The 22304-nt window shown below is 73.0% G+C and carries 21 protein-coding genes, 1 tRNA gene and 1 other RNA gene; 9 read left to right on the plus strand and 14 right to left on the minus strand.

The genetic code is table 11. The annotated features are described in order from the left end of the window. Positions 1-65: 65 nt before the first annotated feature. Both ACGFI9_RS32050 and mgrA read left to right on the plus strand, forming a co-directional pair. Entirely contained in the window at positions 66-533 is a 468-nt protein-coding gene (locus tag ACGFI9_RS32050) for a GNAT family N-acetyltransferase (protein ID WP_393183964.1), read from the plus strand. Positions 534-542: 9 nt separating this feature from the next. After that, a complete protein-coding gene (gene mgrA, locus ACGFI9_RS32055) occupies positions 543-1532 on the plus strand; it encodes an L-glyceraldehyde 3-phosphate reductase (RefSeq protein WP_393183966.1) in 990 nt (329 codons plus the stop codon). 48 nt (positions 1533-1580) lie between these two features. Here mgrA and ACGFI9_RS32060 read toward each other — a convergent pair whose 3' ends face one another. After that, a complete protein-coding gene (locus tag ACGFI9_RS32060) occupies positions 1581-2495 on the minus strand; it encodes a lytic polysaccharide monooxygenase (protein ID WP_393183968.1) in 915 nt (304 codons plus the stop codon). Positions 2496-2783: 288 nt separating this feature from the next. Between ACGFI9_RS32060 and ACGFI9_RS32065 the strand changes: the two genes are divergently transcribed. Next, on the plus strand, positions 2784-4853 hold the full coding sequence (locus ACGFI9_RS32065) for a DUF4153 domain-containing protein (protein ID WP_393183970.1): 2070 nt from the start codon (positions 2784-2786) through the stop codon (positions 4851-4853). Positions 4854-5002: 149 nt separating this feature from the next. Continuing rightward, the gene (locus tag ACGFI9_RS32070) at positions 5003-6070 is read left to right on the plus strand and encodes a glycerophosphodiester phosphodiesterase family protein (protein WP_393183972.1); all 1068 of its coding nucleotides are present in this window, start codon (positions 5003-5005) and stop codon (positions 6068-6070) included. A 70-nt stretch (positions 6071-6140) separates the two neighbouring features. On the opposite strand, the gene ACGFI9_RS32075 is transcribed toward ACGFI9_RS32070, so the two are convergent. The 3 genes from ACGFI9_RS32075 to ACGFI9_RS32085 all read right to left on the minus strand — a co-directional run bounded on the left by ACGFI9_RS32075 (position 6141) and on the right by ACGFI9_RS32085 (position 8381). Beyond that, on the minus strand, positions 6141-7472 hold the full coding sequence (locus ACGFI9_RS32075; protein ID WP_393183974.1) for a low temperature requirement protein A: 1332 nt from the start codon (positions 7470-7472) through the stop codon (positions 6141-6143). A gap of 155 nt (positions 7473-7627) precedes the next feature. Next, positions 7628-7700, minus strand: a tRNA-Ala gene (locus ACGFI9_RS32080). A gap of 90 nt (positions 7701-7790) precedes the next feature. After that, positions 7791-8381 carry a YqgE/AlgH family protein gene (locus ACGFI9_RS32085; protein WP_393183976.1) on the minus strand — a complete coding sequence of 197 codons (591 nt, stop codon included), beginning with the start codon at positions 8379-8381 and terminating at the stop codon, positions 7791-7793. A gap of 153 nt (positions 8382-8534) precedes the next feature. Between ACGFI9_RS32085 and ACGFI9_RS32090 the strand changes: the two genes are divergently transcribed. Further along, positions 8535-9338 carry an S-methyl-5'-thioadenosine phosphorylase gene (locus ACGFI9_RS32090; RefSeq protein WP_393183978.1) on the plus strand — a complete coding sequence of 268 codons (804 nt, stop codon included), beginning with the start codon at positions 8535-8537 and terminating at the stop codon, positions 9336-9338. 110 nt (positions 9339-9448) lie between these two features. Continuing rightward, positions 9449-11044: a benzoylformate decarboxylase gene (mdlC, locus tag ACGFI9_RS32095; RefSeq protein WP_393183980.1), complete on the plus strand. Its 1596-nt coding sequence runs from the start codon at positions 9449-9451 to the stop codon at positions 11042-11044. Between the two features lie 4 nt (positions 11045-11048). Here mdlC and ACGFI9_RS32100 read toward each other — a convergent pair whose 3' ends face one another. The 9 genes from ACGFI9_RS32100 to pruA all read right to left on the minus strand — a co-directional run bounded on the left by ACGFI9_RS32100 (position 11049) and on the right by pruA (position 19136). Then, positions 11049-12026 (minus strand): hypothetical protein, encoded by a 978-nt coding sequence (locus ACGFI9_RS32100; RefSeq protein WP_393183982.1) that lies wholly within the window; start codon positions 12024-12026, stop codon positions 11049-11051. A gap of 36 nt (positions 12027-12062) precedes the next feature. Next, entirely contained in the window at positions 12063-12527 is a 465-nt protein-coding gene (locus tag ACGFI9_RS32105) for a hypothetical protein (RefSeq protein WP_393183983.1), read from the minus strand. 282 nt (positions 12528-12809) lie between these two features. Further along, positions 12810-13185: a transfer-messenger RNA gene (gene ssrA, locus ACGFI9_RS32110) on the minus strand. 104 nt (positions 13186-13289) lie between these two features. Beyond that, on the minus strand, positions 13290-13769 hold the full coding sequence (smpB, locus tag ACGFI9_RS32115) for an SsrA-binding protein SmpB (RefSeq protein WP_393183985.1): 480 nt from the start codon (positions 13767-13769) through the stop codon (positions 13290-13292). Between the two features lie 133 nt (positions 13770-13902). Continuing rightward, positions 13903-14778 carry a permease-like cell division protein FtsX gene (gene ftsX / locus ACGFI9_RS32120; protein WP_393183987.1) on the minus strand — a complete coding sequence of 292 codons (876 nt, stop codon included), beginning with the start codon at positions 14776-14778 and terminating at the stop codon, positions 13903-13905. Between the two features lie 71 nt (positions 14779-14849). Next, positions 14850-15530, minus strand: a complete 681-nt coding sequence (gene ftsE / locus ACGFI9_RS32125) for a cell division ATP-binding protein FtsE (RefSeq protein ID WP_393183989.1) — start codon at positions 15528-15530, stop codon at positions 14850-14852. A gap of 118 nt (positions 15531-15648) precedes the next feature. Continuing rightward, the gene (gene prfB, locus ACGFI9_RS32130; RefSeq protein ID WP_393183991.1) at positions 15649-16770 is read right to left on the minus strand and encodes a peptide chain release factor 2; all 1122 of its coding nucleotides are present in this window, start codon (positions 16768-16770) and stop codon (positions 15649-15651) included. A gap of 44 nt (positions 16771-16814) precedes the next feature. Beyond that, a complete protein-coding gene (locus tag ACGFI9_RS32135; protein WP_393183993.1) occupies positions 16815-17330 on the minus strand; it encodes a PadR family transcriptional regulator in 516 nt (171 codons plus the stop codon). A gap of 177 nt (positions 17331-17507) precedes the next feature. Next, positions 17508-19136 carry an L-glutamate gamma-semialdehyde dehydrogenase gene (gene pruA, locus ACGFI9_RS32140; RefSeq protein ID WP_393183995.1) on the minus strand — a complete coding sequence of 543 codons (1629 nt, stop codon included), beginning with the start codon at positions 19134-19136 and terminating at the stop codon, positions 17508-17510. A 406-nt stretch (positions 19137-19542) separates the two neighbouring features. On the opposite strand from pruA, the gene ACGFI9_RS32145 reads away from it, so the two are divergent. Next, on the plus strand, positions 19543-20622 hold the full coding sequence (locus ACGFI9_RS32145) for a hypothetical protein (RefSeq protein WP_393183997.1): 1080 nt from the start codon (positions 19543-19545) through the stop codon (positions 20620-20622). Positions 20623-20639: 17 nt separating this feature from the next. Here the strand turns inward: ACGFI9_RS32145 and ACGFI9_RS32150 are convergent, their stop codons facing one another. Then, positions 20640-21149, minus strand: a complete 510-nt coding sequence (locus ACGFI9_RS32150; protein ID WP_393183999.1) for a DUF6912 family protein — start codon at positions 21147-21149, stop codon at positions 20640-20642. A gap of 206 nt (positions 21150-21355) precedes the next feature. Between ACGFI9_RS32150 and ACGFI9_RS32155 the strand changes: the two genes are divergently transcribed. Together ACGFI9_RS32155 and ACGFI9_RS32160 are read left to right on the plus strand one after the other, a co-directional pair. Further along, positions 21356-21583 carry a helix-turn-helix transcriptional regulator gene (locus tag ACGFI9_RS32155; RefSeq protein ID WP_393184001.1) on the plus strand — a complete coding sequence of 76 codons (228 nt, stop codon included), beginning with the start codon at positions 21356-21358 and terminating at the stop codon, positions 21581-21583. 101 nt (positions 21584-21684) lie between these two features. Further along, entirely contained in the window at positions 21685-22275 is a 591-nt protein-coding gene (locus tag ACGFI9_RS32160) for an Rv3235 family protein (protein WP_393184003.1), read from the plus strand. Positions 22276-22304 lie beyond the last annotated feature (29 nt).

Below are 22304 nucleotides of genomic sequence, written 5' to 3' on the forward strand. Positions count from 1 at the left end.
GCCTCGAAGCTACCCGGGACGGCCGGCCCGCACGCCCGTTCCGCACCCGCCGGCACAATGGCCCGATGGATCTCCGCATCCGTCCCGCCCGCCCCGACGAGGCGGCCGAGCTGACCGAGCTGGCCCTGCGCTCCAAGGGCCACTGGGGGTACGACGCCGGGTTCCTGGCCCGCTGCCGCGCCGAGTTGACGCTGACCCCGGCGGACGTGGCCGCCCGCCAGGTGGCGGTCGCCGAGCGGGACGGTCGGGTGGTCGGCCTGGCGGTGCTTGGCGGCGAACCGCCCGAGATGGAACTGGACATGCTCTTTGTCGACCCGCCGGCGATCGGCACCGGCGCCGGCCGGGCGCTCTTCGACCACGCGGTGTCGGCGGCCCGCGCCGCCGGCGCCCGTACCCTGTGGATCGACGCCGACCCGGGCGCGGAGCCCTTCTACCGGCGGGTCGGGGCGGTCCCCGCCGGCACCTCGGTCTCCCCGTCCACCGGCCGGGAGCTGCCCCGCCTGCGCCACGACCTCCAACCGGCAGCCGACTAGGGTCGGGGCGTGACCTACCTCGCCGCTGATCAGCGCTACGACTCGATGCCCTACCGCCGCAGCGGGCGCAGCGGGCTGCGCCTGCCCGCCGTCTCCCTCGGGCTGTGGCACAACTTCGGGCCGGACCGGCCGTACGAGCGGCAGCGGGACATCGTCCGGCGCGCCTTCGACCTCGGCATCACCCACTTCGACCTGGCCAACAACTACGGCCCGCCGCCCGGCTCGGCGGAGGAGAACTTCGGCCGGATGCTCGCCACCGACCTGAAGCCGTACCGGGACGAGCTGGTGATCTCCACCAAGGCGGGCTATCTGATGTGGCCCGGCCCGTACGGCGAGTGGGGCTCCCGCAAGTACCTGATCTCCTCGCTGGACCAGTCGCTGCGCCGGATGGGCCTCGACCACGTCGACATCTTCTACTCGCACCGGTTCGACCCGGACACTCCGCTGGAGGAGACGATGGGCGCGCTCGACGCCGTCGTCCGCTCCGGCAAGGCGCTCTACGTCGGCATCTCCAACTACAACTCGGAGCAGACCGCCCGGGCGGCCGCGATCCTGCGCGACCTGGGCACGCCGCTGCTGATCAACCAGCCGTCGTACTCGATGCTCAACCGGTGGACCGAGGCCGACGGGCTGCTGGACACCCTCGCGGAGGTCGGGGCGGGCTGCATCGCGTACAGCCCGCTGGCGCAGGGCCTGCTCACCGACCGCTACCTGGGCGGCATCCCGGCGGACTCGCGGGTGCGGACCAGCGTCTTCCTCAACGAGAGCGACCTGACCGAGGAGCGGATGGCCACCATCCGCGGGCTGGCCGCGGTGGCCGAGCGGCGCGGCCAGAGCCTGGCCCAGCTCGCCCTGGTCTGGGCGCTGCGCGACCCGCGGATGACCAGCCTGATCATCGGGGCCAGCAGCGTGGCCCAGCTGGAGGGGAACGTCGCCGCGCTGGACAACTTCGACCTGTCCGCCGAGGAACTGGCCGAGATCGACCGCCACCTGGGCTGAGCGGGTCGCGGTCCGGCCCGGGTGTCGCCCGGGTCGGGCCGCCGGTGGTCACCAGACGCGGCGGCGGCCGGCGCGGTGGTTGCGGATCCCGCACGGCCGCCCGACCGGGACGCTGCCGGCCCGGCGCAGCCGCAGTCCGAGGGTGGTCGCCAGGAGCCCGATGACCACCGCCGCCGCGCCGGCCACCAGCGGCCAGCGGAGGCCGGCGTTGCCGGTCACCGCCGCCACCGGTACCCCCTCCGGCGGGACGCCGGCCCCGCCGGACGCGGCCGGGGCGACGGTACGCGGCGGCCCCGCCGGGCTCGCCGCGGCCTTGGTACGCGCCCCCGCGGCGGCGCCCGCCGCCGGCCGGAACACCACGTCCGAACAGGAGTAGTAGGTGTCCTGGGTGTCGGAGTTCTGCCAGATGACGTAGATGATGTGCCGCCCGCTCCGGTCCGCCGGCAGCCGCCCCGACATCTGGTACGCGCCGCCGCGGATCGGCGGGTCGGTGGCCGTGAGGAAGGGCTTCTCCGCCAGGTCGGCCCAGGTCAGCTTCCTGGTCGGGGCGTACGAGCCGGTGGTGGCGTAGAACCGGAACGTGCCCCGGTGCGGGATCGTGGTGCGGTAGCGGAAGGTGAACCGGGCGCCGGCGGTGAGCGTGGTGGCCGGCCAGTCGGCCCGCGGCAGGTCCAACCCCCGGTACGCGGACAGCCCGCCGCTGCACAGCTCCCCGTCGGGGATGCGTTCCCGGTCCCGGCCGTCGATCCGGGCGACCCGGATGTTGTCCCACTCGCGCACCGCGGCGCCCGCGGCGATCGCCGCCCGGCAGGCCGGCGTGCCCGCCCGGCCGCCCTCCGGGCCACAGGCCGCCGCCCGGCTCAGCGGGCTGGTGGGAGCGCCGTGCGCGCCGGCCGGCCCGGCCGTGCACAGCAGGATCGCGGCGACGGCCGCCACGGCGGCGAGCGTCCGGCGTACGACCATGGTCTTCGACCTCCCGGCCACTGGTACGGGCGCGGGCCGGCAAAGGTTCGACCAGAGCCGGGACGGCGCCGGAAGCCGACGGGTCAGCGGGCCGGCCGGGTCTGCTGACCGAACGGACCGCAGGGGGCAACGCCGGGCGCGTCCTGGCCCTACAGTGACGGCACCCCGTTGCGATCAAGGAGCGCCGTGTCCGAGCCGCCGTCAACGCCAGACTCTCCCCGGACCGCCCCGGCGGCCGGGTCAACGGCGGGTGAGGTCCCCGCCGACGTCACGCCGTACCTGCTCGTGATGCCCACCGTGGAGGGTGCCCCGCCCGGCATGGTGTGGCCCGGCCCGGAGGGGCAGCCCGCCTGGGCGATCCCGGTGACCGTGCCGCCCGGCACCCGCGGCTACGCGCTGTTCCTGCCGCTGGTTCCGGCGGGCGAGGGTACGCCGGCAGCCGTCCCCGGGGCGCCGACCGGCCCGCGGGTCCTGGTGCCCACGCCGGGCGTACCCGCCCAGGCGACCGCGCCGGCCGTCGAGGCCGCCGCCCCGGCACCGACCGCGCCGGCTGCCGGCGGATCGGGCGGCGAGGACGCCGGCGGGGAGGCCGTTCGCGACGCCGCCGCGCCGGCCGAGGCCACCGCGGCGTCCGCCCCCGCCTCCCCTCCCACCGGGGCGGCCGCCGCAGGCGCACCCGCTGCCGGGATGCCGGTCGCCCAACCGGCGCCCGGGACCATGCCGCCGGTCGCCGGCCCGCCCGCACCCCCAGCCCGGCCGCTGCCGGGCCAGCCGCACCCCGCGCCGCAGCCCTGGCAGACCTTCCCGCCGCAGCCGGGGGCGCCCTGGGCGCCCCGCCCGGCCGTGCCCCGGACGTCGTTCCTCGGCGCGCCCTGGCCCGGGCCGAAGCAGGCCGCCGGCCGGGCCGTCCCGCTCGGGGTGCTGGCCGGCGCGCTGGGCACCGCGTTCTTCGTACCGCTGGACCGGGTCGGCATCGGCTGGTTCCTCGGCTGGCTCACACTGACCCTCGGCGTGGTGCTGGCGGTGCGGCGGCGTACGGCCGAACTGCCCCGCCCGGAGCGGCTGATCCGCGGTGGGTGGGCGGCGGCGGCCCTGGCGCTGCTGGCGGTGCTGGCCTTCCGCAACGCCTGGTGGCTGGTGACCTTCTGCGTGCTGGGCGCGCTGGGCTGCGCGACCCTGGCCATCGTCGGCGGACGGCTCGTCCGCTCGATCCTGTTCGGCCTGGTCGCGACGCCGTTCACGGCGTTCCGGGGGCTGCCCTGGGTACGCCGGCACATCACCGCGTCCCCCGACGCCGGGATGGTCCGCCGGGTCGGCGGCTCGGTCGCCGCCACCGTGCTGGTGCTGTGGATCTTCGGCGCCCTGCTCGCCTCGGCCGACGCGGCCTTCAACGAGGTCCTCGGCGCGATCATCCCCGAGATCAACGTCGGTACGGTGTTCCGCTGGATCTTCCTGGCGGCGGTCGGCGGGCTGATCGCGGTCGCGGCGGTCTACACCCTGGCCGCCCCGCCGGACCTGTCCGCCGTGGACAAGCCGTCCAGCCGCCGGCTCGGCCTGCTGGAGTGGGCCCCCGCCATCGGGGCGCTGACCCTGCTCTTCGCCGGCTTCGTCGTGGTGCAGTTCACCGTGCTCTTCGGCGGGCAGCGGCACGTGCAGAAGGTCGCCGGGCTGAGCTACTCGGAGTACGCCCGCAGCGGCTTCTGGCAGCTGCTCTTCGTCACCCTGCTGACCCTGGCCGTGCTCGGCGGGGTGAGCCGGTGGGCCAGCCGGGAGCGGCCGGCCGAGCGGACCGTGCTGCGCGTCCTGCTGGGCCTGCTGAGCGCGCTCAGCGTGGTGATCGTGGTGTCGGCGCTGTCCCGGATGTGGACGTACCAGAAGGTCTACAGCTTCACCGGCGAGCGGATCTTCGTGATGGCGTTCGAGCTGCTGCTCGGCGCGGTGTTCCTGATGATCCTGGCGGCCGGCGTCCGGTGGCAGGGGCGGTGGATTCCGGGCACCACCGTGGCGCTCGCCGTGGCGATGCTGCTCGGCCTGGCGGTGCTCAACCCCGAGGACTACGCCGCCCGGCGCAACATCCTCCGGTACGAGCAGACCGGCAAGATCGACGCGTGGTACCTGCGGGCCCTCTCCGCCGACGCCACGCCCGCGCTGAGCCAGCTGCCCGACCCGGTACGCCGCTGCACGCTGAGCTGGATCGCGGACGACCTCGAGGAGTCCGACCCCTGGTACGCCTGGAACCTGGGCCGGTACCGGGCCCGGCAGACCCTCGACCGGCTCGGCGAGGGCGCCATCGGCGGCTCGAAGGACTGCCGGAAAGCCGACCAGTTCGACCTGCCCAAGACCCGCAGTACGCGCTGACGTCGCGGCCGGGCCGCGCGGCGGCCCGGCCCGGCCCGGCGTACCCTCCGCGTCCGCGAACGTTCACGGCCCCCTCACGTCAGGGCCACGACGGGCACCGTCCCCGCCCCTAGCTTCGAAGCGTCATCCGAGCAAGGGGGAGGCTTCCCATGTCCATCCGTCAGCTCCTGGCGGTACTGGCTGCCGGGGCGGTGCTGGCCACGCCGGCCACCGCGCACGCGGCCACCGCCACCGGCCCCGGCGTGCTGCCGCAGCAGACCCACTTCGACCTCCAGGCACACCGGGGCGGCATCGGTATGACCACCGAGGAGACCCTGGCCGGCTTCGCCAAGGCCATGCGCCTCGGGGTCAGCACGCTGGAGCTGGACACCCAGGTCACCCGCGACGAGAAGGTCGTCGTCACGCACGACCGCCAGGTCAGCACGCAGAAGTGCCGGGACACCGCGCCGGTGACGCCCGGCGACCCGATGTACCCGTACGTGGGCAAGTACATCAAGGACCTGACGCTGGCCCAGATCAAGACCATGGACTGCGGCTACCAGCAGCTGCCCGGCTTCCCGGCGCAGGAGCAGATCGCCGGCGTCCGGATGGCCGAGCTGCGGGACGTCCTGGACCTGGTGAAGAGCTGGCACGCCAACCAGGTCACGCTGAACATCGAGACCAAGGTCGAGGCCGGGGCGCCCGAGCAGACCGCGCCACGCGAGCTGTTCGTCCGCCGGGTGTTCGAGGAGATCCGCGCCTCCGGCATCGAGGACCAGGTCACCATCCAGTCCTTCGACTGGGGTGCGCTGCGGGTGATGCACCGGCTGGCCCCCCGGTGGCCGCTGGTGGCGCTGACGAACTACGACTTCCTCCAGGTCGGCAAGCCCGGCGCCTCGCCGTGGCTCGGCGGCCTCGACGCGGACGACTTCGGCGGTGACTTCGTCCGGGCGGCGGCGGCCATCCCCGGCGTGACCGCCCTCTCCCCCAACTACGGCTTCCCGCAGAACGGCACCGTCGCCGACCCCGGCTTCCGCTTCTACCCGGACGCCACGATGGTGGCCGAGGCGCACGCCCGGGGCCTGAAGGTCATCCCGTGGACCTGTGACGACCCGGCCACCGTGGCGGCGCTCATCGACCTGGGCGTGGACGGGATCATCACCAACTACCCGAACCGGGTGCGCCAGCTCATGGCCGAGCGCGGCATGCGCCTGCCGAAGGCGTACGAGCCGCGCTGATCCCCCCGGAGGGCGTCCGTCGGTCCCGGCGGACGCCCTCCGGAACTGCTCCGCCGGCAACTCGAAGAGCTCACGGGGGCCTCTCGTCCGGGGCCGCTTCGTGCCAGCGGGCCCGCCAGCCGGCCTCGTGCTTCTCGTAGGTGGTCCGCTCCTCGAAGACGGCCCCGAGCAGGGCTCGGCGGGCGTCGGCCATGACCACCAACTCGACGGCCACCAAGCCGATGCAGATGGTGGTCAGCAGCGTGAAGGCCAGTAGCGCGGGGAGGTGCATGGCCGGCGCGATGGCGGCCGCGAGGACCAGCACGGTGCCGACCCGCGTCCAGGAGAGCGTGCCCAGGGCGCGCAGTTGGAACAGCATGTCGCCACCGAGGTAGCAGATCACCCCGCCGAAGAGCATCGGAACGCCCGGGCCGTGCGTCCGCTCGGCGAGGCTGATGGAGCGGTCCGCCACCTGCCGCACGATCTCCTCCGCGCCGAGCGCGAACAGGATGATCCCGGCGATCATCACCAGCTGACAGTAGGCGTAGGCGTCCCGAGCCATGGCCACCCGGGCCCGTCCCTGCGCGGCGTGCTGCGCGATGCGCGCCGCCGGAGCGATCACGTCGAAGTGTGCCCACCACAGGGCGGCGGTGAAGAAGATGCCGAGCACGGCCGCGGCGACCGCGGGCCAGGTGACCGGCTGACCGAGGAGGTTGCCGCCGACGCCGACGGAGATGATCGACTCGCCCAGGGCGATGATCAGGATGAGGTCGTACCGTTCCGTCCAGTGCTCGGCGGAGGTCACCACCCAGCCCCACGCACCGGCGACCAGGCCGCCGCTGTACTGGAGCACGACGGTGAGGAGCCACAGCCCGTCCCGCACGAACAGCGCCCGCCCCATGTCGGAAATCAGCGGCGGGACCAGCGCGGCGCTCAGCAGCAGGACGGTGCTGATCAACAGCTCGGGGGAATACCTCAGCAACAGGCGGCGCTCGCCCGGCTTCTCCCGGGCGACGTGCCAGTACAGCAACAGGTGCGTGGAGCGGATCACCAGGTAGCTGACCGCGATCACCAGCGGCCCGGTGGCCGCCTGCCTCGGGTCGCTGAAGGCCTGCGGCAGGGACAGCGCGAAGCAGAACAGCGCGGCCATCGCCACGACCATCAGCGCCGGCACGAACCCCACGCCGAGCCGGATGCGGGTAGCGACCACCGTGTGCACGACCCAGACCCACCAGAGCACGGCAAGCACCAGTAGGCCGTGCAGCAGGTTGGCGCCGGTGATGCTCACCGCGGTGGCCCGGGTGATGATGAAGAACGAGAAGACGAACACCAGGTCGAAGAAGAGCTCGAACCGCTCCACGCGGGCCCCGGGGGCGACCGAGACGGCGGGCCCCAGCCGCTCGTGCCACCGCTTGCCGACCACCGATCGAGTCTCGCAGCGCGCGAGCCCCTCGGGACGCGATTCACGTCAACCCCGGGTGGCCTCCAACCGGCGGGGGACGTGAGCTGGGCCACTGCTCTGCCCGGAAACGACGAAGGGCGCCCGTCGTGTCCGACGAACGCCCCGATCGCGAAGGGTGGAGCCGAGGGGACTCGAACCCCTGACCCCCACACTGCCAGTGTGGTGCGCTACCAGCTGCGCCACGGCCCCTTGCTGTCGTCCCCGGTCGCCCGGGCACGCAGAGAACTATACACACGCCGGTCGGCATGGTCATCTCGCGGGGGTACCCCACCGCGCGGCTCAGTTCAGCGCCACGTCCGGGGGGAAGTGGGCGACCGCCGCCATCATGCCGCCCTGCCGCCGCAGCACCATCGGCCAGAGGTCGTCCGGCCGGTCGACGAAGGCGTCCCCGGGGAGGGCGTCGAGGACGAACCAGGACCCCTCCTCGATCTCCCGCTCCAGCTGGCCCGCGCCCCAGCCGGAGTAGCCGGCGAAGACCCGGATCCCGCCGATGGCGTCCCGCAGCCGCTCCGGGTCGACCGACAGGTCGATGGTGCCCACCGCCCCGGAGACCCGGTGGAAGCCCTTCACCGGCTTGATCGGATGCCGCATCCGGGCCAGGCAGATGGCCGAGTCGGGCTGCACCGGCCCGCCCTCGAAGAGCACCGCGGGATGCCGGGCCAGGTCGCTCCAGTCGCCCAGGACGTCGGCCACCGGGACCTCGGTGGCCCGGTTCAGCACCACGCCGAGCGCGCCGCCGGGCTCGTGGGCGACCAGCAGCACGACCGTACGGTCGAAGTTGGGGTCCTTGAGCATCGGAGTCGCGACCAGCAGCCGCCCGGTCATCGAGTCCATGGCCCGGCCACCGATCGCCTGTCCCTCACCCTGCATGTCCGACACCCGTCAGCCGTACGCCGGTGCGGCGCACCCACCGTCGTCGGGCGTCCGCGCTGTCAACGCCATGCCACGCACCATAGCCTGCGCTTCGCCCGCTGGCTAAGGTCTGACCGGCGGGTGATCGCGACGGGATCGAGGGAGGACCGGATGGGTCCAACGGCCGAGCTGGCGGTGATCGGCGGGTCGGGCCTCTACGCCCTGCTCGACGGCGCCACCGAGCACGAGCTGGACACGCCGTACGGGGCGCCGTCGGGCGCGGTCACGATCGCCGAGGTGGGCGGGCGCCGGGTGGCGTTCCTGCCCCGGCACGGGCGCGACCACCGCTACCCGCCGCACCGCATCCCGTACCGGGCGAACCTGTGGGCGCTGCGCTCCCTCGGCGTGCGCCAGGTGCTCGCCCCGTGCGCGGTCGGCGGGCTCCGGCCGGAGCTGGGGCCGGGGACGTTCGTGGTGCCGGACCAGCTCATCGACCGCACCAGCGGCCGGGTGCAGACCTACTACGACCGGGGCGCGGTGCACGTGCCGTTCGGGGACCCCTACTGCCCGGTGGGACGCCGGACGCTGCTCGACGCAGCGGCGGGCCGGAACGTGCCGGCGGTGGACGGCGGGACCGTGGTGGTGGTCGAGGGACCGCGCTTCTCCACCCGCGCCGAGTCGCGCTGGTTCGCGGCGATCGGCGGCAGCGTGGTCAACATGACCGGCCACCCGGAGGCGGTGCTCGCCCGCGAACTGGCCCTCTGCTACACGTCGATCGCGCTGGTCACCGACCTGGACGCGGGCGTCGAGGCGGGCGAGTCGGTGACCCAGGAGGAGGTCTTCCGGGTCTTCGCGGAGAACACCGAGCGGCTGCGCGGGGTGCTGTTGGACGCGATCGCCGCGCTGCCGGCCGAGCGGGACTGCCCGTGCGGGCACTCACTCGACGGGATCAAGCTGCCGTTCCCGCTGCCCTGACCGCTGGGAAGCGCCCGAAAAGTCAACCCGGGACCGATAAATTCGATTGGTCGGGAGGCTGATCACCGGGCCGTCTCCGGCACGGCGCGGGGGACGGGAGGCAGCCGGCGATGGCAACGGTGCGCGACACCACGTACGCCCTGCTCCGCGACCTGGGCCTGACCACCGTCTTCGGCAATCCCGGCTCGACCGAGGAGACCTTCCTCCAGGACTTCCCGGCCGACTTCCGCTACGTGCACGCGCTGCACGAGGCGTCGGCGATGGGCATGGCGGACGGCTACGCGCAGGCCACCGGCCGGCCCGCGCACATCAACCTGCACACCGCCCCGGGCACCGGCAACGGCATGGGCAACCTGGTCACCGCCTGGCACAACAAGACCCCGCTGATCGTCAGCGCCGGCCAGCAGAACCGGGAGATGCTGCTGATCGAGCCCCGGCTGGCCAGCCGCCGGGCGGCGGAGCTGACCCAGCCGTACGTGAAGTGGTCGCACGAGCCGACCCGGGCGCAGGACATCCCGGCGGCCTTCATGCGGGCGTACGCCACCGCGGTGCAGCCCCCGGCCGGGCCGGTCTACCTCTCCCTGCCGATGGACGACTGGGACCGACCCGCCGACCCGCCCCCGCAGGTGCGGACGGTCGCCACCCGGATCGCCCCGGACCCGGACCGGCTGCGCGGCTTCGCCGCCGTACTCGCCGGCAGTCGGTCCCCGGCGCTGGTGCTCGGCGCGGCGGTGGACCGGGCCGACGCCTGGCCGGCCGCGGTGGCACTGGCCGAGCGGCTGGCCGCTCCGGTCTGGTCCGCCCCGGCACCGGAGCGCGCCGTCTTCCCCGAGGACCACCCGCACTTCCGTGGCGTCCTGCCGTACGCGATCGGCCCGCTCGCCGAGACGCTGCGCGGGCACGACACGGTGCTGGTGGTCGGCGCCCCGGTCTTCCGCTACTACCCGCACGTGCCGGGCGACTACCTGCCGGACGACGCCCGGCTGCTGCACGTGACGGACGACCCGGACGAGTCGGCCCGGGCCCCGGTCGGGGAGAGCCTGCTCGCCGACGCCGGCCTGGCCCTGGCCGGCCTGCTGGAGCTGGTGCCGCCGGCCGGCCGGCCGCCACCGGCAGCCCGCCCGGACCCGGCGCCGCCGGAGGTCGCCGAGCCGCCGAGCGCCGACGCGCTCTTCGCGGCGCTGGCGGGGCATTGGCCGGCCGACGGGGTGCTGGTGCAGGAGTCACCGTCCAACCTGGCCGCGTTGCGCCGCCGGCTGCGGGTCAACCGGCCGCGGTCGTACTTCACGATGGCCAGCGGCGGCCTGGGGTTCGGCCTGCCGGCGGCGGTGGGGATCGCCCTCGGCGAACGGGACACCGGGCGCGGCCGGCCGGTGGTGGCCGTGATCGGCGACGGCTCGCTGCACTACTCGGTGCAGGCGCTCTGGACGGCGGCGCAGCTGCGCCTGCCGCTGGCCATCGTGGTCCCGGTCAACCACCAGTACGCGATCCTCAAGGCGTTCGCCGAGCTGAAGCACACCCCGGGGGTGCCCGCGCTGGACCTGCCCGGGCTGGACGTGGTCGCGGTGGCCCGGGGCTACGGCTGCGCGGCCACGGTGATGGAGTCGCTGGACGCGCTCGGTCCGGCGCTGGACGCGGCGCTGGCCGCCGACCGGCCGACGGTGCTGCCGGTGCCGATCAGCACCGACGTGCCGCGGATCCTGTGACCGCTCAGCGGCGGCCCACCACCAGCGCGGTGCCGCTGCCGACGTCCAGCACCGCCCGCTTGCCCACCGGCGCCTTCAGCGTGACGGTCACCGGCTTGAGGACCAGTTGCATGGTGCAGGGCCCGGGAGTGGTGGTCACGCCGGCCCCGATCACCACCAGGTCGTCCCGCTCCAGCACCAGCGGCGTGGGTTCGCCGTCGCAGGCGCCCGTTCCGACCTTGTAGTCCAGGCGCGCGCCGTCCGCCGCGTCGAGGCTCTGCACGGTCACGACCCCGCCCGGCACCGGCCAGGTGGGGGCGATCCCCTGGGGTACCTCGCCGACCGCGCTCGGCGCGACCGCGACCCGGGCCACCGGCACCTTCAGCTCCGCCACGGTGAACAGCCAGGCCGGCACCTCGGCGGGGCCCCGACTGGTCCGCACCGTCGTGCTGCCCAACGTCACGCCGGTGACCGTCAGCGGCACGCAGGGCTCGGTCGCCTGGGTACCCACCGGCCCGTCCGGCCCCGGCTCGATGGTCGGGCCGCCGGGCGCGGGCTTTCCGGAGCCGCCCGTCGGGGGCTTCATCGGCCGCCCCGCGCAGGGTGGCGGGTCACCCTTGTCCAGCTGGGCGTACGCCGCGGCGGCGCTGATCAGCGGCGCCGGCAGCGTGCCGTCGGGGAAGCGGATCGTCCCGTCGGCCGGCGTGCCGGTCGGGATGGTGACCTGCTCCCGGTACCAGCCCTGGGCGTACGCCCACTTGGTGTCGGCGCTGAAGCCGGGGTCGCCGGCCAGCACCGTGCCGTCCTCCAGCGGCACGTACCCGCTGCGCCACGCCTCGCCGGGCCGCCAGGTGTCGGCCACCTGGGCGGCCCGCTGGTCGAATGCCGGCCAGCCGGTGGTGGCCGGAGTGGTGGCCGGCGGCGCGGCCGGACCGGAGCCGGGCGCGGCGCAGCCGGCGAGGACCAGGAGCGGCAGCCCCAACAGGGCGATCGAACGACGCATGCCGGTTGGACGCAGGCCGTGTCCGTCCGGTTCCGGTCAGTTCTCCCCGCCCAGGTCGGCCTGGTACGCCTCCCAGAGCAGGTCGGCGCCGCGCTGCCGGTGCCGGTGCAACGCCCGGAGCAGCTCGCCGACCCGGCCGCGCAGTTCCTCGGCCGCCACCTCCGGCAGTCCGGCGGCGTGCTCGAGGGCGGCGAGCGCCGCCACGATCACGGCGTGCTCCCGGGTCAGCTGGCGTACGCCCCGGTCGAGCCGAGGGGCCTGGTGGAGCAGTTCGGCGTAGAGGCCGGTGGGGCCTTCGGTGATCCGGACGTGCTCGGCGAAGCCGTGCCGGACCGGGCCGAGCTGAAGGATCAGACGCTCCCGCCAGCGCGGCTCCCCCGGTGGCACGGCGAGCGCCCGGGCGAGGGCGTGCACGTCGCCGAGGAGGATGGGCTGGCGCGCGGCGGGCGGTCGAGCCGCCGCGGCGACCGGGGACGGCTGCTGGATCGGACCGGTGACCATGGGCACCTCCCGTCCGACGGCTCCAGCTCGGCGAGTCCGCCGCCGCGCCGCGACCTGGAGCCGACGCTCCTGCGCTACCGGGTACAGAGATGGTGGACCCGACGCCTCGGGCCTGTCCAGGCCCGGCGGGCACCTCATCTGTCCCACAAGCCCCACTTGTCGCACCAGCCCCTGCAGTCGCAGTGGGTTACCCGCCCGCCCCCCTGCGATCCGGAAACGTGCGACCTTGCCTGGAGACGACTGTGCGCCCCGGTCCAGGTGGACCGGGGCGCACAGGTCAGGTGGTGGAGGTGCCGGGAATCGAACCCGGGTCCTTCGCCGCCTTGTCAGGGCTTCTCCGAGCGCAGCTCGCTGTGCCTCTACTCGGCCCCTCCGATCACGCGAGCGAGTCGGTGTGACGGGCCCAGTCGCTGATTGATCTCGCCGCACGGACCCCGCGACCGGGTCCGATTGGCCAGCCTTCTAGCTGATGCCGGCTAACTGGGTCGAAGGCGCTCCCAGGCCGACAGACTTGCTACTCGCCTCAGGCGGCGAGAGCGAAGTCAGCGCGATTGTTCTTGGCGCTTATTGGTTTCCGACGACCGATTCACGAGACGACGTCGGCTTCCTCGGCTCGCTTCCCCTGCCGCAACGTACGAAGTCGAAACCAGTCACCCCCTCGAAGGGCTGCCCCTGTCGGCAGCACCACCAAGCCTAACGCCTGGCGCAACCGGATTCATTCCGAGGCCGGCCCTGGCCGGCCGCCCGAACAAACCGGACGTATCAGTCATCCATCCCCTTGCCGCGCCGGCCCGCCACACGGGCCATCTCCCGCTCGGCGTCCCGCTTGGCGAGGTCCTGCCGCTTGTCGTACGATTTCTTACCCTTGGCCAGGCCGATCTCCACCTTGGCCCAGCCGTCGGAGAAGTAGACCTGCAACGGCACCAGGGTGAGACCGCTCTCCCGGGTCTTGCCGATCAGCCGGTCGATCTCCAGCCGCTTGAGCAGCAGCTTCCGGGTACGCCGGGGCTCGTGGTTGGTCCAGGTGCCCTGGGTGTACTCCGGGATGTGCATGCCGTGCAGGTAGAGCTCGCCGTTGCGCTCCTGGGCGAACGCGTCGACCAGCGACGCCCGCCCGGCCCGCAGCGACTTGACCTCGGTGCCGGTCAGCGCCATGCCCGCCTCGTACGTGTCGAGGATGGCGTAGTCGTGGCGCGCCTTCTTGTTGGAGGCGACCACCTTGCGGCCCTTTTCCCGTGGCATCGGCGCCACCTCCCTTCCGTTCGGTCCGCAGCCCCACCGGGCGCGAAGCGGGGATCATGCTACCCGAAGCACAAGGGCCCTCCCGCCCGGTTTATTCCGGCGCGGGAGGGCCCCTGGAGAGCCGTCGCGGAGACTAGACCCGCAGGTAGAAGCGGAGCGTGACCCAGGCGGTGACCGCGCTGACCAGGCCACCGACGCCGGCCATCAGCGGGAACGCCAGGAGGATGTCGGACCAGGAGATCGGCGTGATCAGCCCCTCCAGGGCGGCCATCGAGCTGCCGGCGGCCACCACCTTGACGGTGGCCAGGGCGATCAGGCCGAGGATCGAGCCGAGCAGACCGGCGACCACCGCCTCCAGCACGAACGGCGCCTGGATGAACCAGTTCGAGGCGCCGACCAGCTTCATGACCGCCACCTCCCGCCGCTTGCTGTACGCGGCCACCTGGATGGTGTTCGCGACCAGCAGCAGCGCGGCGATCGCCATCACGATCGCGATGGCCAGCGCGCCGTTCTGGAACCCGGTCAGCACGCCGAAGACCTTGTCGAGCAGCTTGCTCTGGTCGACGATCTCGTCGACCCCCTCGGTGTCCTTGTACTGGTCGTAGATGCTCTTGTACTGCTCCGGGTTCTTCAGCGTGATCCGGAACGACTCGGGCAGCTGGTCCGGCTTGACGGCGTTCACCAGGTCGGGGGCGTCGGCGTACATCTGCTTGAAGCGGTTGTACGCCTCGTCCTTGTTGACGTAGGTGACCTCCTTGACCAGCGGGTCGCCCTTCAGCTTCGCGTCCAGGTCGGTGCGCTGCTGCTCGTTGACGTCGGTCTTGAGGAAGATCGACACCTGGACGTTCTCGTAGTAGAGGTCCTTCATGTCGCCGACCTTCTGGTAAAGAAGGCCGCTGCCGCCCAGCATGAACAGCGACACCGCCAACGTGATGATCATCGCGATGGTCATGGTGACGTTGCGCCACAGTCCGACCAGTACCTCGGACAGGACGTACTTCATCCGCATCGGGAAATTCCTCCGGCTCTCCGGCGTGAGGTGTTCGTCGTCAGGGTCTACGGATCGTCAGCCGGAACGGCTCAGCCGTAGACGCCGCGGTGCTGGTCGCGCACGATGCGGCCGCTCTCGATCTCAACGACGCGGCGGCGCATCTGGTTCACGATGTTGGAGTCGTGCGTGACCATCACGACGGTCGTGCCGGTGCGGTTGATCCGGTCCAGCAGGCGCATGATCTCGATCGACGTGTCCGGGTCCAGGTTTCCGGTGGGCTCGTCCGCCAGCAGGATCAGCGGGCGGTTCACGAACGCCCGGGCCACGGCGACACGCTGCTGCTCACCACCGGAGAGCTCGTGGGGGTAGCGGTGCTCCTTCCCACCGAGACCGACCAGCTCCAGCACCTCCGGCACGACCCGGCGGGCGACCGCCTTGGTCTTGCCGATCACCTCCAGCGCGAACGCCACGTTCTCGTACGCGGTGCGGTTCGGCAGGAGGCGGAAGTCCTGGAAGACGCAGCCGATGGAACGCCGGAAGGCGGGTCGCTTCCAGGAGCGCATCGACGTGACGTCCTTGCCGTTGACGACGATCCGCCCCTTGTTGGGGGTGACCTCGTGCAGCAGCATCTTGATGATCGTGGACTTGCCGGAGCCGGATGGACCGATGAAGAAGACGAACTCGCCCTTCTCGATCGAGACGGACACGTTGTCGAGCGAAGGCCGGGACGCCTTCGGGTACGTCTTCGTCACTTGCTCAAGCTGAATCACGGGTCGAGAGTCTACGCGGTGTAATGGAGGAGCCAAGCCCCCCGCCCCGTCGTTACGCGTCGCGTCATCGATTCAGCCGGTCAGACAGAGATCGACGACGCGCTGCGTCCGACCCCGATCACGCACCGTCAGCGGTGAGCTGCTGCTGCTTCCGCCAGCGGATACCCGCCTCGATGAAGCTGTCCAGTTCGCCGTCGAAGACCGCGGACGGATTGCCCGTCTCCTGCTCGGTCCGCAGATCCTTCACCATCTGATACGGGTGCAGGACGTACGAGCGCATCTGGTCGCCCCACGAGCCGGCGGCGTCGGTCTTCAGGCCCTGGAGCTTGGCCTGCTCCTCCTGGCGCTTGCGCTCCAGCAGCCGGGCCTGCAGCACCCGCAGCGCGGAGGCCTTGTTCTGCAGCTGCGACTTCTCGTTCTGGCAGGTGACCACGATGCCGGTCGGGATGTGGGTGATCCGGACCGCCGAGTCGGTCGTGTTGACGCTCTGCCCACCCGGGCCGGAGGACCGGTAGACGTCGATCCGCATCTCGTTCTCGGGGATCTCGATGTGGTCGGTCTGCTCGACGACCGGCAGCACCTCGACGCCGGCGAAGCTGGTCTGGCGGCGGCCCTGATTGTCGAACGGGCTGATCCGGACCAGCCGGTGGGTGCCGGACTCCACGCTCAGCGTGCCGTACGCGTAGGGCACCTTGACCGTGAAGGTGGCCGACTTCAGGCCCGCCTCCTCGGCGTACGAGGTCTCGTAGACCTCGGTCGGGTAGCCGTGCCGCTCGGCCCAGCGCAGGTACATCCGCAGCAGCATCTCGGCGAAGTCCGCGGCGTCCACGCCGCCGGCCCCGGCCCGGATGGCGACCAGCGCCTCCCGGGAGTCGTACTCGCCGGACAGCAGGGTGCGGACCTCCATCTCCTGGATGGCCTTGGTCAGCCCGGTGATCTCCGACTCGACCTCGGCCAGGGTGCCCGGGTCCGACTCGGCCTGGGCGAGCTCCAGCAGCACCCCGGCGTCGTCGAGCCGGGAGCGGAGGTCGGAGAGCTTGGTGATCTCGCCGTTGACGTACGACAGCTGCGACGTCACCTGCTGCGCCTTGGCCTGGTCGTCCCAGAGGTCGGGCGCGGAGGCCTCCTGCTCCAGGCGGGCCTTCTGCTCGCGCAGCTTGTCGAGGTCGAGGACGGCCTCGATGTTGCGCAGGGTGGCGTCGAGTTCCTTGAGCTGTTCGGCGTAATCGGCAGCGGTCACGACAGACAAGACTACTGCCTACGCCGACCGACCTGCGGCAGGTGTCAGCCGACCGGGGCGGTCTTGAGCCAGGACAGGGCCGCCTTGTGATAGGCGACGGCGAACTCGAGCGCGCTGGCGTCGTAGTTCTCGCCTTCCTTCTTGGCGTTCTTGACCTGCTCCCGCACCGCCGCCAGGGCCTCGCTGTGGTACTCGTTCGCCGAGGCGTACAGGTTCTTGAGCTGACTCGCCGAGTGCAGGTTGCCGAAGGCCATCCGCAGCGCGACCGGGTTACGGATGGTGTCCTTGCCGGGATTTTCGGCCAGCCAGCGGGAGAATGTCCGTTTCCCGGCCGCCGTGATCGCGTACGGCTGGCTCATCCGCGGCCCGGGCTTCCCGAGCCGCACCAGACCCTTCTCGGCCAGCACCGGGAGCTCCCGGTAGACCTGGCTGCGGGTCATCGACCAGTACGGCGCCAGCCGGCGCTCGGCGGCGGCCATCAGCTGGCCGCCTGTCATCGGGCCCTCGTGCAGCAGGCCGAGCAGGGCCGCCGCCGTCGGATTGACTCCGGATTCCGCCATGCCCTCTAAGCTGCCACTTTGTCGGACCTGGCGTCCAGGATTTGCCGTTTTCGGCACCTGTTGGGTCGTCCGATGTGCACTGTCGGCCGACGACAGTCCGCCGGGGACGGCCGGGCCCTCCTCCGGCCGGCCGGTCGCCGGTGACGATCCGTGCGCCACCGGCGACACTCGCCGGGGTCAGCCCATGTGCGGGTACCCGTGGTCGGTCGGCGGGACGAAGGTCTCCTTGATCGTCCGCGGCGACATCCAGCGGACCAGGTTGTGCCAGGAGCCCGCCTTGTCGTTGGTGCCGCTGGCCCGGGCACCGCCGAACGGCTGCTGCCCGACCACCGCGCCGGTCGGCTTGTCGTTGATGTAGAAGTTGCCGGCCGCGTACCGCATCTTCTCGGCGACCTGGTCGACCACCCGGCGGTCGGTCGCGAAGATCGACCCGGTCAGCGCGTACGGGGCGATCGACTCGGCCTGGTGGACCACCTCGTCGAAGCGGGCGTCGTCGAAGACGTGCACGCCGAGGATCGGCCCGAAGTACTCGGTGGTGAAGGTCTCGTGCGCGGCGTCCGAGCACTCGAAGAGGGTCGGCCGGACGAAGTAGCCGACCGAGTCGTCGGCGGTGCCGCCGGCCAGGATCCGGCAGCTCTCGTCACCGCGGATCAACTCCAGCGCGGCGAGGTGCCGGCCGAACGCCTTGTCGTCGATGACCGCGCCGCCGAAGTTGCTGAAGTCCGTCACGTCGCCGTAGGTCAGCGAGTCGGCGGTGGCGGCCAGCCGGTCCCGCAGGCCCCCCTCCCACAGCGACCGGGGGATGTACGCCCGGGACGCGGCCGAGCACTTCTGCCCCTGGTACTCGTACGCCCCGCGGATCAGCGCGGTGTGCAGGGCGTCCACGTCGGCGCTGGCGTGCGCGACCACGAAGTCCTTGCCGCCGGTCTCGCCGACCAGGCGCGGGTAGCCCCGGTAGCGGGCGATGTTCTCGCCGACGGTCCGCCACAGGTGCTGGAAGACCTTCGTCGAGCCGGTGAAGTGGATGCCGGCCAGGTCCGGGTCGGCGAGCACGACATCGGAGACCTCCTCGCCGCGCCCGGTCACCATGTTGATCACGCCGGGCGGCAGGCCGGCCGCCTCGAAGAGGCGCATGGTGAAGTGCGCCGCGAACTGCTGGGTCGGACCCGGCTTCCAGACCACCGTGTTGCCCAGCAGGGCCGGCGCCGAGGGCAGGTTGCCGGCGATCGCGGTGAAGTTGAACGGGGTGACCGCGTAGACGAAGCCCTCCAGCGGGCGGTGGTCGAACCGGTTCCACACCCCGGGCGAGGACATCGGCTGCTCGGCCAGCAGCTTGCGGGCGAAGTACACGTTGAACCGGAGGAAGTCGATCAACTCGCAGGCCGAGTCGATCTCGGCCTGGACGACGGTCTTCGACTGGCCGAGCATGGTGGCCGCGTTGAGGGTGTCCCGCCACGGGCCGGAGAGCAGGTCGGCGGCGCGCAGGAAGATCGCGGCCCGCTCCTCGAAGGGCAGCGCCCGCCACATCGGAGCGGCGTCCTTGGCCGCCTTCACCGCGGTGCGGGCGTCGTCGTGGGTGGCGTGGCCGGTGACCCCCAGCACGTGGGCGTGCTTGTGCGGCTGGACCACGTTGATCGACTCGCCGCCGGCCATGCGCTGCTCGCCGGCGATGGTCATGGGCAGCTCGATCCGGTCGGCGGCCAGCTCAACCAGCCTCCGCTGGAGCCGCTCCCGGTCGGCGCTGCCGGGCTCGTAGGTGTGGACCGGCTCGTTGCGCGGCTCGGGTACGGAGAACACGGCGTCCATCACTGGCTCCTGTGCGATCTCGACGGCGGTGGCGAAACCGGACCCGCCGGGCACCGACCGGGCGGCCGGGTGCCGGGCACCGCGCGGCGGACCGGTCGCGGCGGCGGGACCTCGGCCAATTCTTCCATGCGGCACCCCGCGACACCCCCTCCGGTGCCGGCTCCGATCGGAACACCGGACGCACCCGAACACAACGGACCGTAGGCCGCAAGTCGCTCTCAACCGACGGACCGTCGGTCCCGACCGCGTAACACCTGCGATCCGTCACCGCCCATCCCGGCCCCGGCGGACCGTCCCGGCATCGTCGGGCGGGTCCGGAGGGGCACCCGGGGCGACGCGTACGCTGGATGGCCGGTGACCTGCCCGGCCCGGCGCGGCCGACCCGGCGTCCGTCGAAAGGGAGACGATGAGCAAGCAGCCCGGCAGCTCCACGGCCGCGGAGCCGGACCAGCCCGAGGTCGCCCCGGCCGAGGTGCCGGACCAGCCGGACGCCGGCCCCGCCGACGAGGCGGTCCCGGCGGCGGACCGGCCGGCGTACGCCCCCGGCGCGCTGGTGCTGGCGCTGGTGTCGGTCGGCTGGCTGGCCGCCATGCTCTGGTCCACCCGGGCGGCGATCACCTCCGCCGCGGCGGGCGTCACCGCGATCAGCCTCTCCGCGTACGCGCTGCCCGGCGTCATCACCGCCGCGCTGGTGGCCGGCGCCGCGGTCGCGCTGGCGGTGACCAACCCGATCGGCCGGACCACCCTGCGCTTCCTCGCCGCCGCCGGCACCGGCCTGCTGGTCGGGATCGCCGCCGCGGTCGCGATCAACCTGACGTACGCCGACAACGCGACCACCAACACCATCGCCGGCACCACCGCGGCGGCGGCGATCATCGGCGGCGCGATGGCCGGCGCCCGCAACGCGCGGGTGGTGGGCGGGGTGGCCACCGCGACGCTGGCCGCGCAGGTCTTCGTGGTGCTGTTCAGCCGGGCCCGGGACCCGCTCTCCGACCTGTTCGGGGCCGGGGACACCCAGCAGTCGATGCTCGACGCCGCCAAGTGGGTGTCGCGTACCGAGTCGCTGCTCGCCGGGCTGATCGCCGGCCTGGTCGCCTTCGGCTACCTCGCCTGGGCCCGCCGCCGGGCGGCCCGCCGGGCCGGGGCGGCGCCCGACGGCTCCAGGTCGGGGCGCGGCGGCAGCCGCGCCGAGCTGGAGTTGTCGCAGCTGCGCTGGCCGTCGTACCTGGTCGCGGGGGCCGGGGCGGGCCTGCTCCTGCTGCTGACCGAGGTGATCATCCGGGTCGGCGGGCACGGCCTGCTGGACCTGGCCGCCGCGCTCAGCGAGGCGGACCAGGTGGCGCAGACCGCCCTCGGCACCTCGCGGGTCGACAACGGCATCTGGGTGCTCTTCGTCGGGGCGCTCACCGCGCTCATCGCGTTCGGCCGCACCCTCGGCCCGCGCCCGGGCGTGGACGAGGACGAGGACGAGCCGGCGGAGGGCTGACCTCCGGCCCGCCGGTCTCAGCCGACCTCGCGGAGCAGCAGGTCCAGCTCCGTCACGTCGTACCACTCCAGCTCGTGGTCCTCGGCGCCGTCGACGGTGAACTGGGCGTCCGGGTCACCGGCCTGGGCCTCGGCGACCACCTCGGCGGCGGCCGCCACGTCGTCGACCGCCTCCGCGCCGTCCACGTGGATCGCGGCGACCGCCTTGACCGGCACCGGCCCGGCCAACCGGACCACGCTGGAGCCCAGCTCACCGCCGGCCCGGCCGACCGCTCGGGCCGGCAGGTCCACCGAGACGACCACCCGACGCCGGGGCGCCGCCGGGTCGGCCCGGAGCAGCAGCAGCGCGTCCTGGGCGGCCCGGGTGAAGGCCACGTACTCCAGCTCCTCCTCGTCGCCCTCGGCGTACCACTCGCGCAGCTCCGGGGTGACCGCGTGCGCCTCCTCGGCGGCGAGCCCCACCTCGCGCAGCCGCGCCAGCATGGGGACGGTCGCCGGCACGTACACCCGGACAAGCTCGTCGGTCACGGGTCTCTCCCAAGCTCAGGCCCCGCCGGCGGACGCCGGCTCCGGGCGCCGATCATGCCGTACGCCGTGACCGTCATACACCTCGCATCCGCCCGGGAGAAGTTCCCCGCCGGTGTGTCCCCCGGCCGGTTCGGCGCGCCGGGCCCTGGGGTCGCCGGGCTGCTGATGGCAAACTGAGGCAAACGAAGCCAACCCCGGGAGTCGTCGTGGAGCCGAGGTTCCTGCTGCTGTCCGACGTGGCCGCCGAGCTGAACGTGTCGGACTCGCAGGTCTACCACATGGTGCGCAGCGGCGAGCTGCCCGCAATCAAGATCGGCGGCCGCGGCCAGTGGCGGGTCGAGCGCGCCCGGCTGGAGGAGTACATCCAGCGCAAGTACGCCGAGACCGCCGAGTGGGTACGCGGCAACCCGCTCACCGATCGCGACGCAGAGTGACCGTCCCGTTTCCCACCGGCATTGACGCTCGGCATCCCCGTACCCGAAAATGAACCAGGTCGGAGGTAAACGAAGGCAAACGCAACGAACAGGGGTTGAGGATGGTCGACACCCGCCGCCCGCCGGCGCCGCGCCCCCCGGTCCGCCTCCGCCCCGCCCCGCCGATCGATCCGCCGCTCGTTGACGAGGTTTCCTCCTGGGTCGACGCCGACCAGCTCACCCTCGACCTGTTCGACCCACGCCGGCGGGACCCCGGCCGTCCCACCAGCCGTCCTGCCGAGGTGCGGCCGGTGCCCGCCGGCCCGGGGCGGCGCTCCGCCGCTCCCCCGGCCGACGCGCTGGCCACCGCCACCCCCGAGGGCACCCGGGCGGCGCAGCGGTTCGTCCGCACCTTCCTGGAGATCGTCAACGGCTACCGGCCACCCGGCCAGCTCCGGCCGCTCTGCCTGCCCGAGGCCGCCACCGGGGTGGCCGCCGAGCTGACCCGGGCGTCCCGCCGACTCGGCCCGGTACGCCGCCGCGCCACCCGGCCCACCCTCCAACTCCGCCGGCTCCGGGTCTGCGAACCGCGGACCGGGACCGTCGAGGCGGCCGCCGTGTTCGCCGGCCCCGGCGGCGCGAGCTGGGCCATCGCCCTGCGCCTGGAACACCGCCGCGGCACCTGGCTCTGCACCGTCCTCGACCTCCTCTGACCTCACGCCGCCGCGCGCCCCGATGAGAC

Source organism: Micromonospora sp. NPDC048930, from assembly GCF_043197935.1.
Classification (GTDB): domain Bacteria; phylum Actinomycetota; class Actinomycetes; order Mycobacteriales; family Micromonosporaceae; genus Micromonospora.

Bases quoted from the DNA above. Each gene is read 5' to 3' on its own strand.
- ftsX (WP_393183987.1), bottom strand. From the start codon at position 14,778: ATGCGGATGAAGTACGTCCTGTCCGAGGTACTGGTCGGACTGTGGCGC.
- ACGFI9_RS32065 (WP_393183970.1), top strand. From the start codon at position 2,784: ATGCCCACCGTGGAGGGTGCCCCGCCCGGCATGGTGTGGCCCGGCCCG.
- ACGFI9_RS32160 (WP_393184003.1), top strand. From the start codon at position 21,685: ATGGTCGACACCCGCCGCCCGCCGGCGCCGCGCCCCCCGGTCCGCCTC.
- ACGFI9_RS32070 (WP_393183972.1), top strand. From the start codon at position 5,003: ATGTCCATCCGTCAGCTCCTGGCGGTACTGGCTGCCGGGGCGGTGCTG.
- ACGFI9_RS32090 (WP_393183978.1), top strand. From the start codon at position 8,535: ATGGGTCCAACGGCCGAGCTGGCGGTGATCGGCGGGTCGGGCCTCTAC.
- ACGFI9_RS32100 (WP_393183982.1), bottom strand. From the start codon at position 12,026: ATGCGTCGTTCGATCGCCCTGTTGGGGCTGCCGCTCCTGGTCCTCGCC.
- ACGFI9_RS32050 (WP_393183964.1), top strand. From the start codon at position 66: ATGGATCTCCGCATCCGTCCCGCCCGCCCCGACGAGGCGGCCGAGCTG.
- ACGFI9_RS32060 (WP_393183968.1), bottom strand. From the start codon at position 2,495: ATGGTCGTACGCCGGACGCTCGCCGCCGTGGCGGCCGTCGCCGCGATC.
- mdlC (WP_393183980.1), top strand. From the start codon at position 9,449: ATGGCAACGGTGCGCGACACCACGTACGCCCTGCTCCGCGACCTGGGC.
- ACGFI9_RS32135 (WP_393183993.1), bottom strand. From the start codon at position 17,330: ATGGCGGAATCCGGAGTCAATCCGACGGCGGCGGCCCTGCTCGGCCTG.
- pruA (WP_393183995.1), bottom strand. From the start codon at position 19,136: ATGGACGCCGTGTTCTCCGTACCCGAGCCGCGCAACGAGCCGGTCCAC.
- ACGFI9_RS32145 (WP_393183997.1), top strand. From the start codon at position 19,543: ATGAGCAAGCAGCCCGGCAGCTCCACGGCCGCGGAGCCGGACCAGCCC.
- ACGFI9_RS32085 (WP_393183976.1), bottom strand. From the start codon at position 8,381: ATGCAGGGTGAGGGACAGGCGATCGGTGGCCGGGCCATGGACTCGATG.
- smpB (WP_393183985.1), bottom strand. From the start codon at position 13,769: ATGCCACGGGAAAAGGGCCGCAAGGTGGTCGCCTCCAACAAGAAGGCG.
- ACGFI9_RS32105 (WP_393183983.1), bottom strand. From the start codon at position 12,527: ATGGTCACCGGTCCGATCCAGCAGCCGTCCCCGGTCGCCGCGGCGGCT.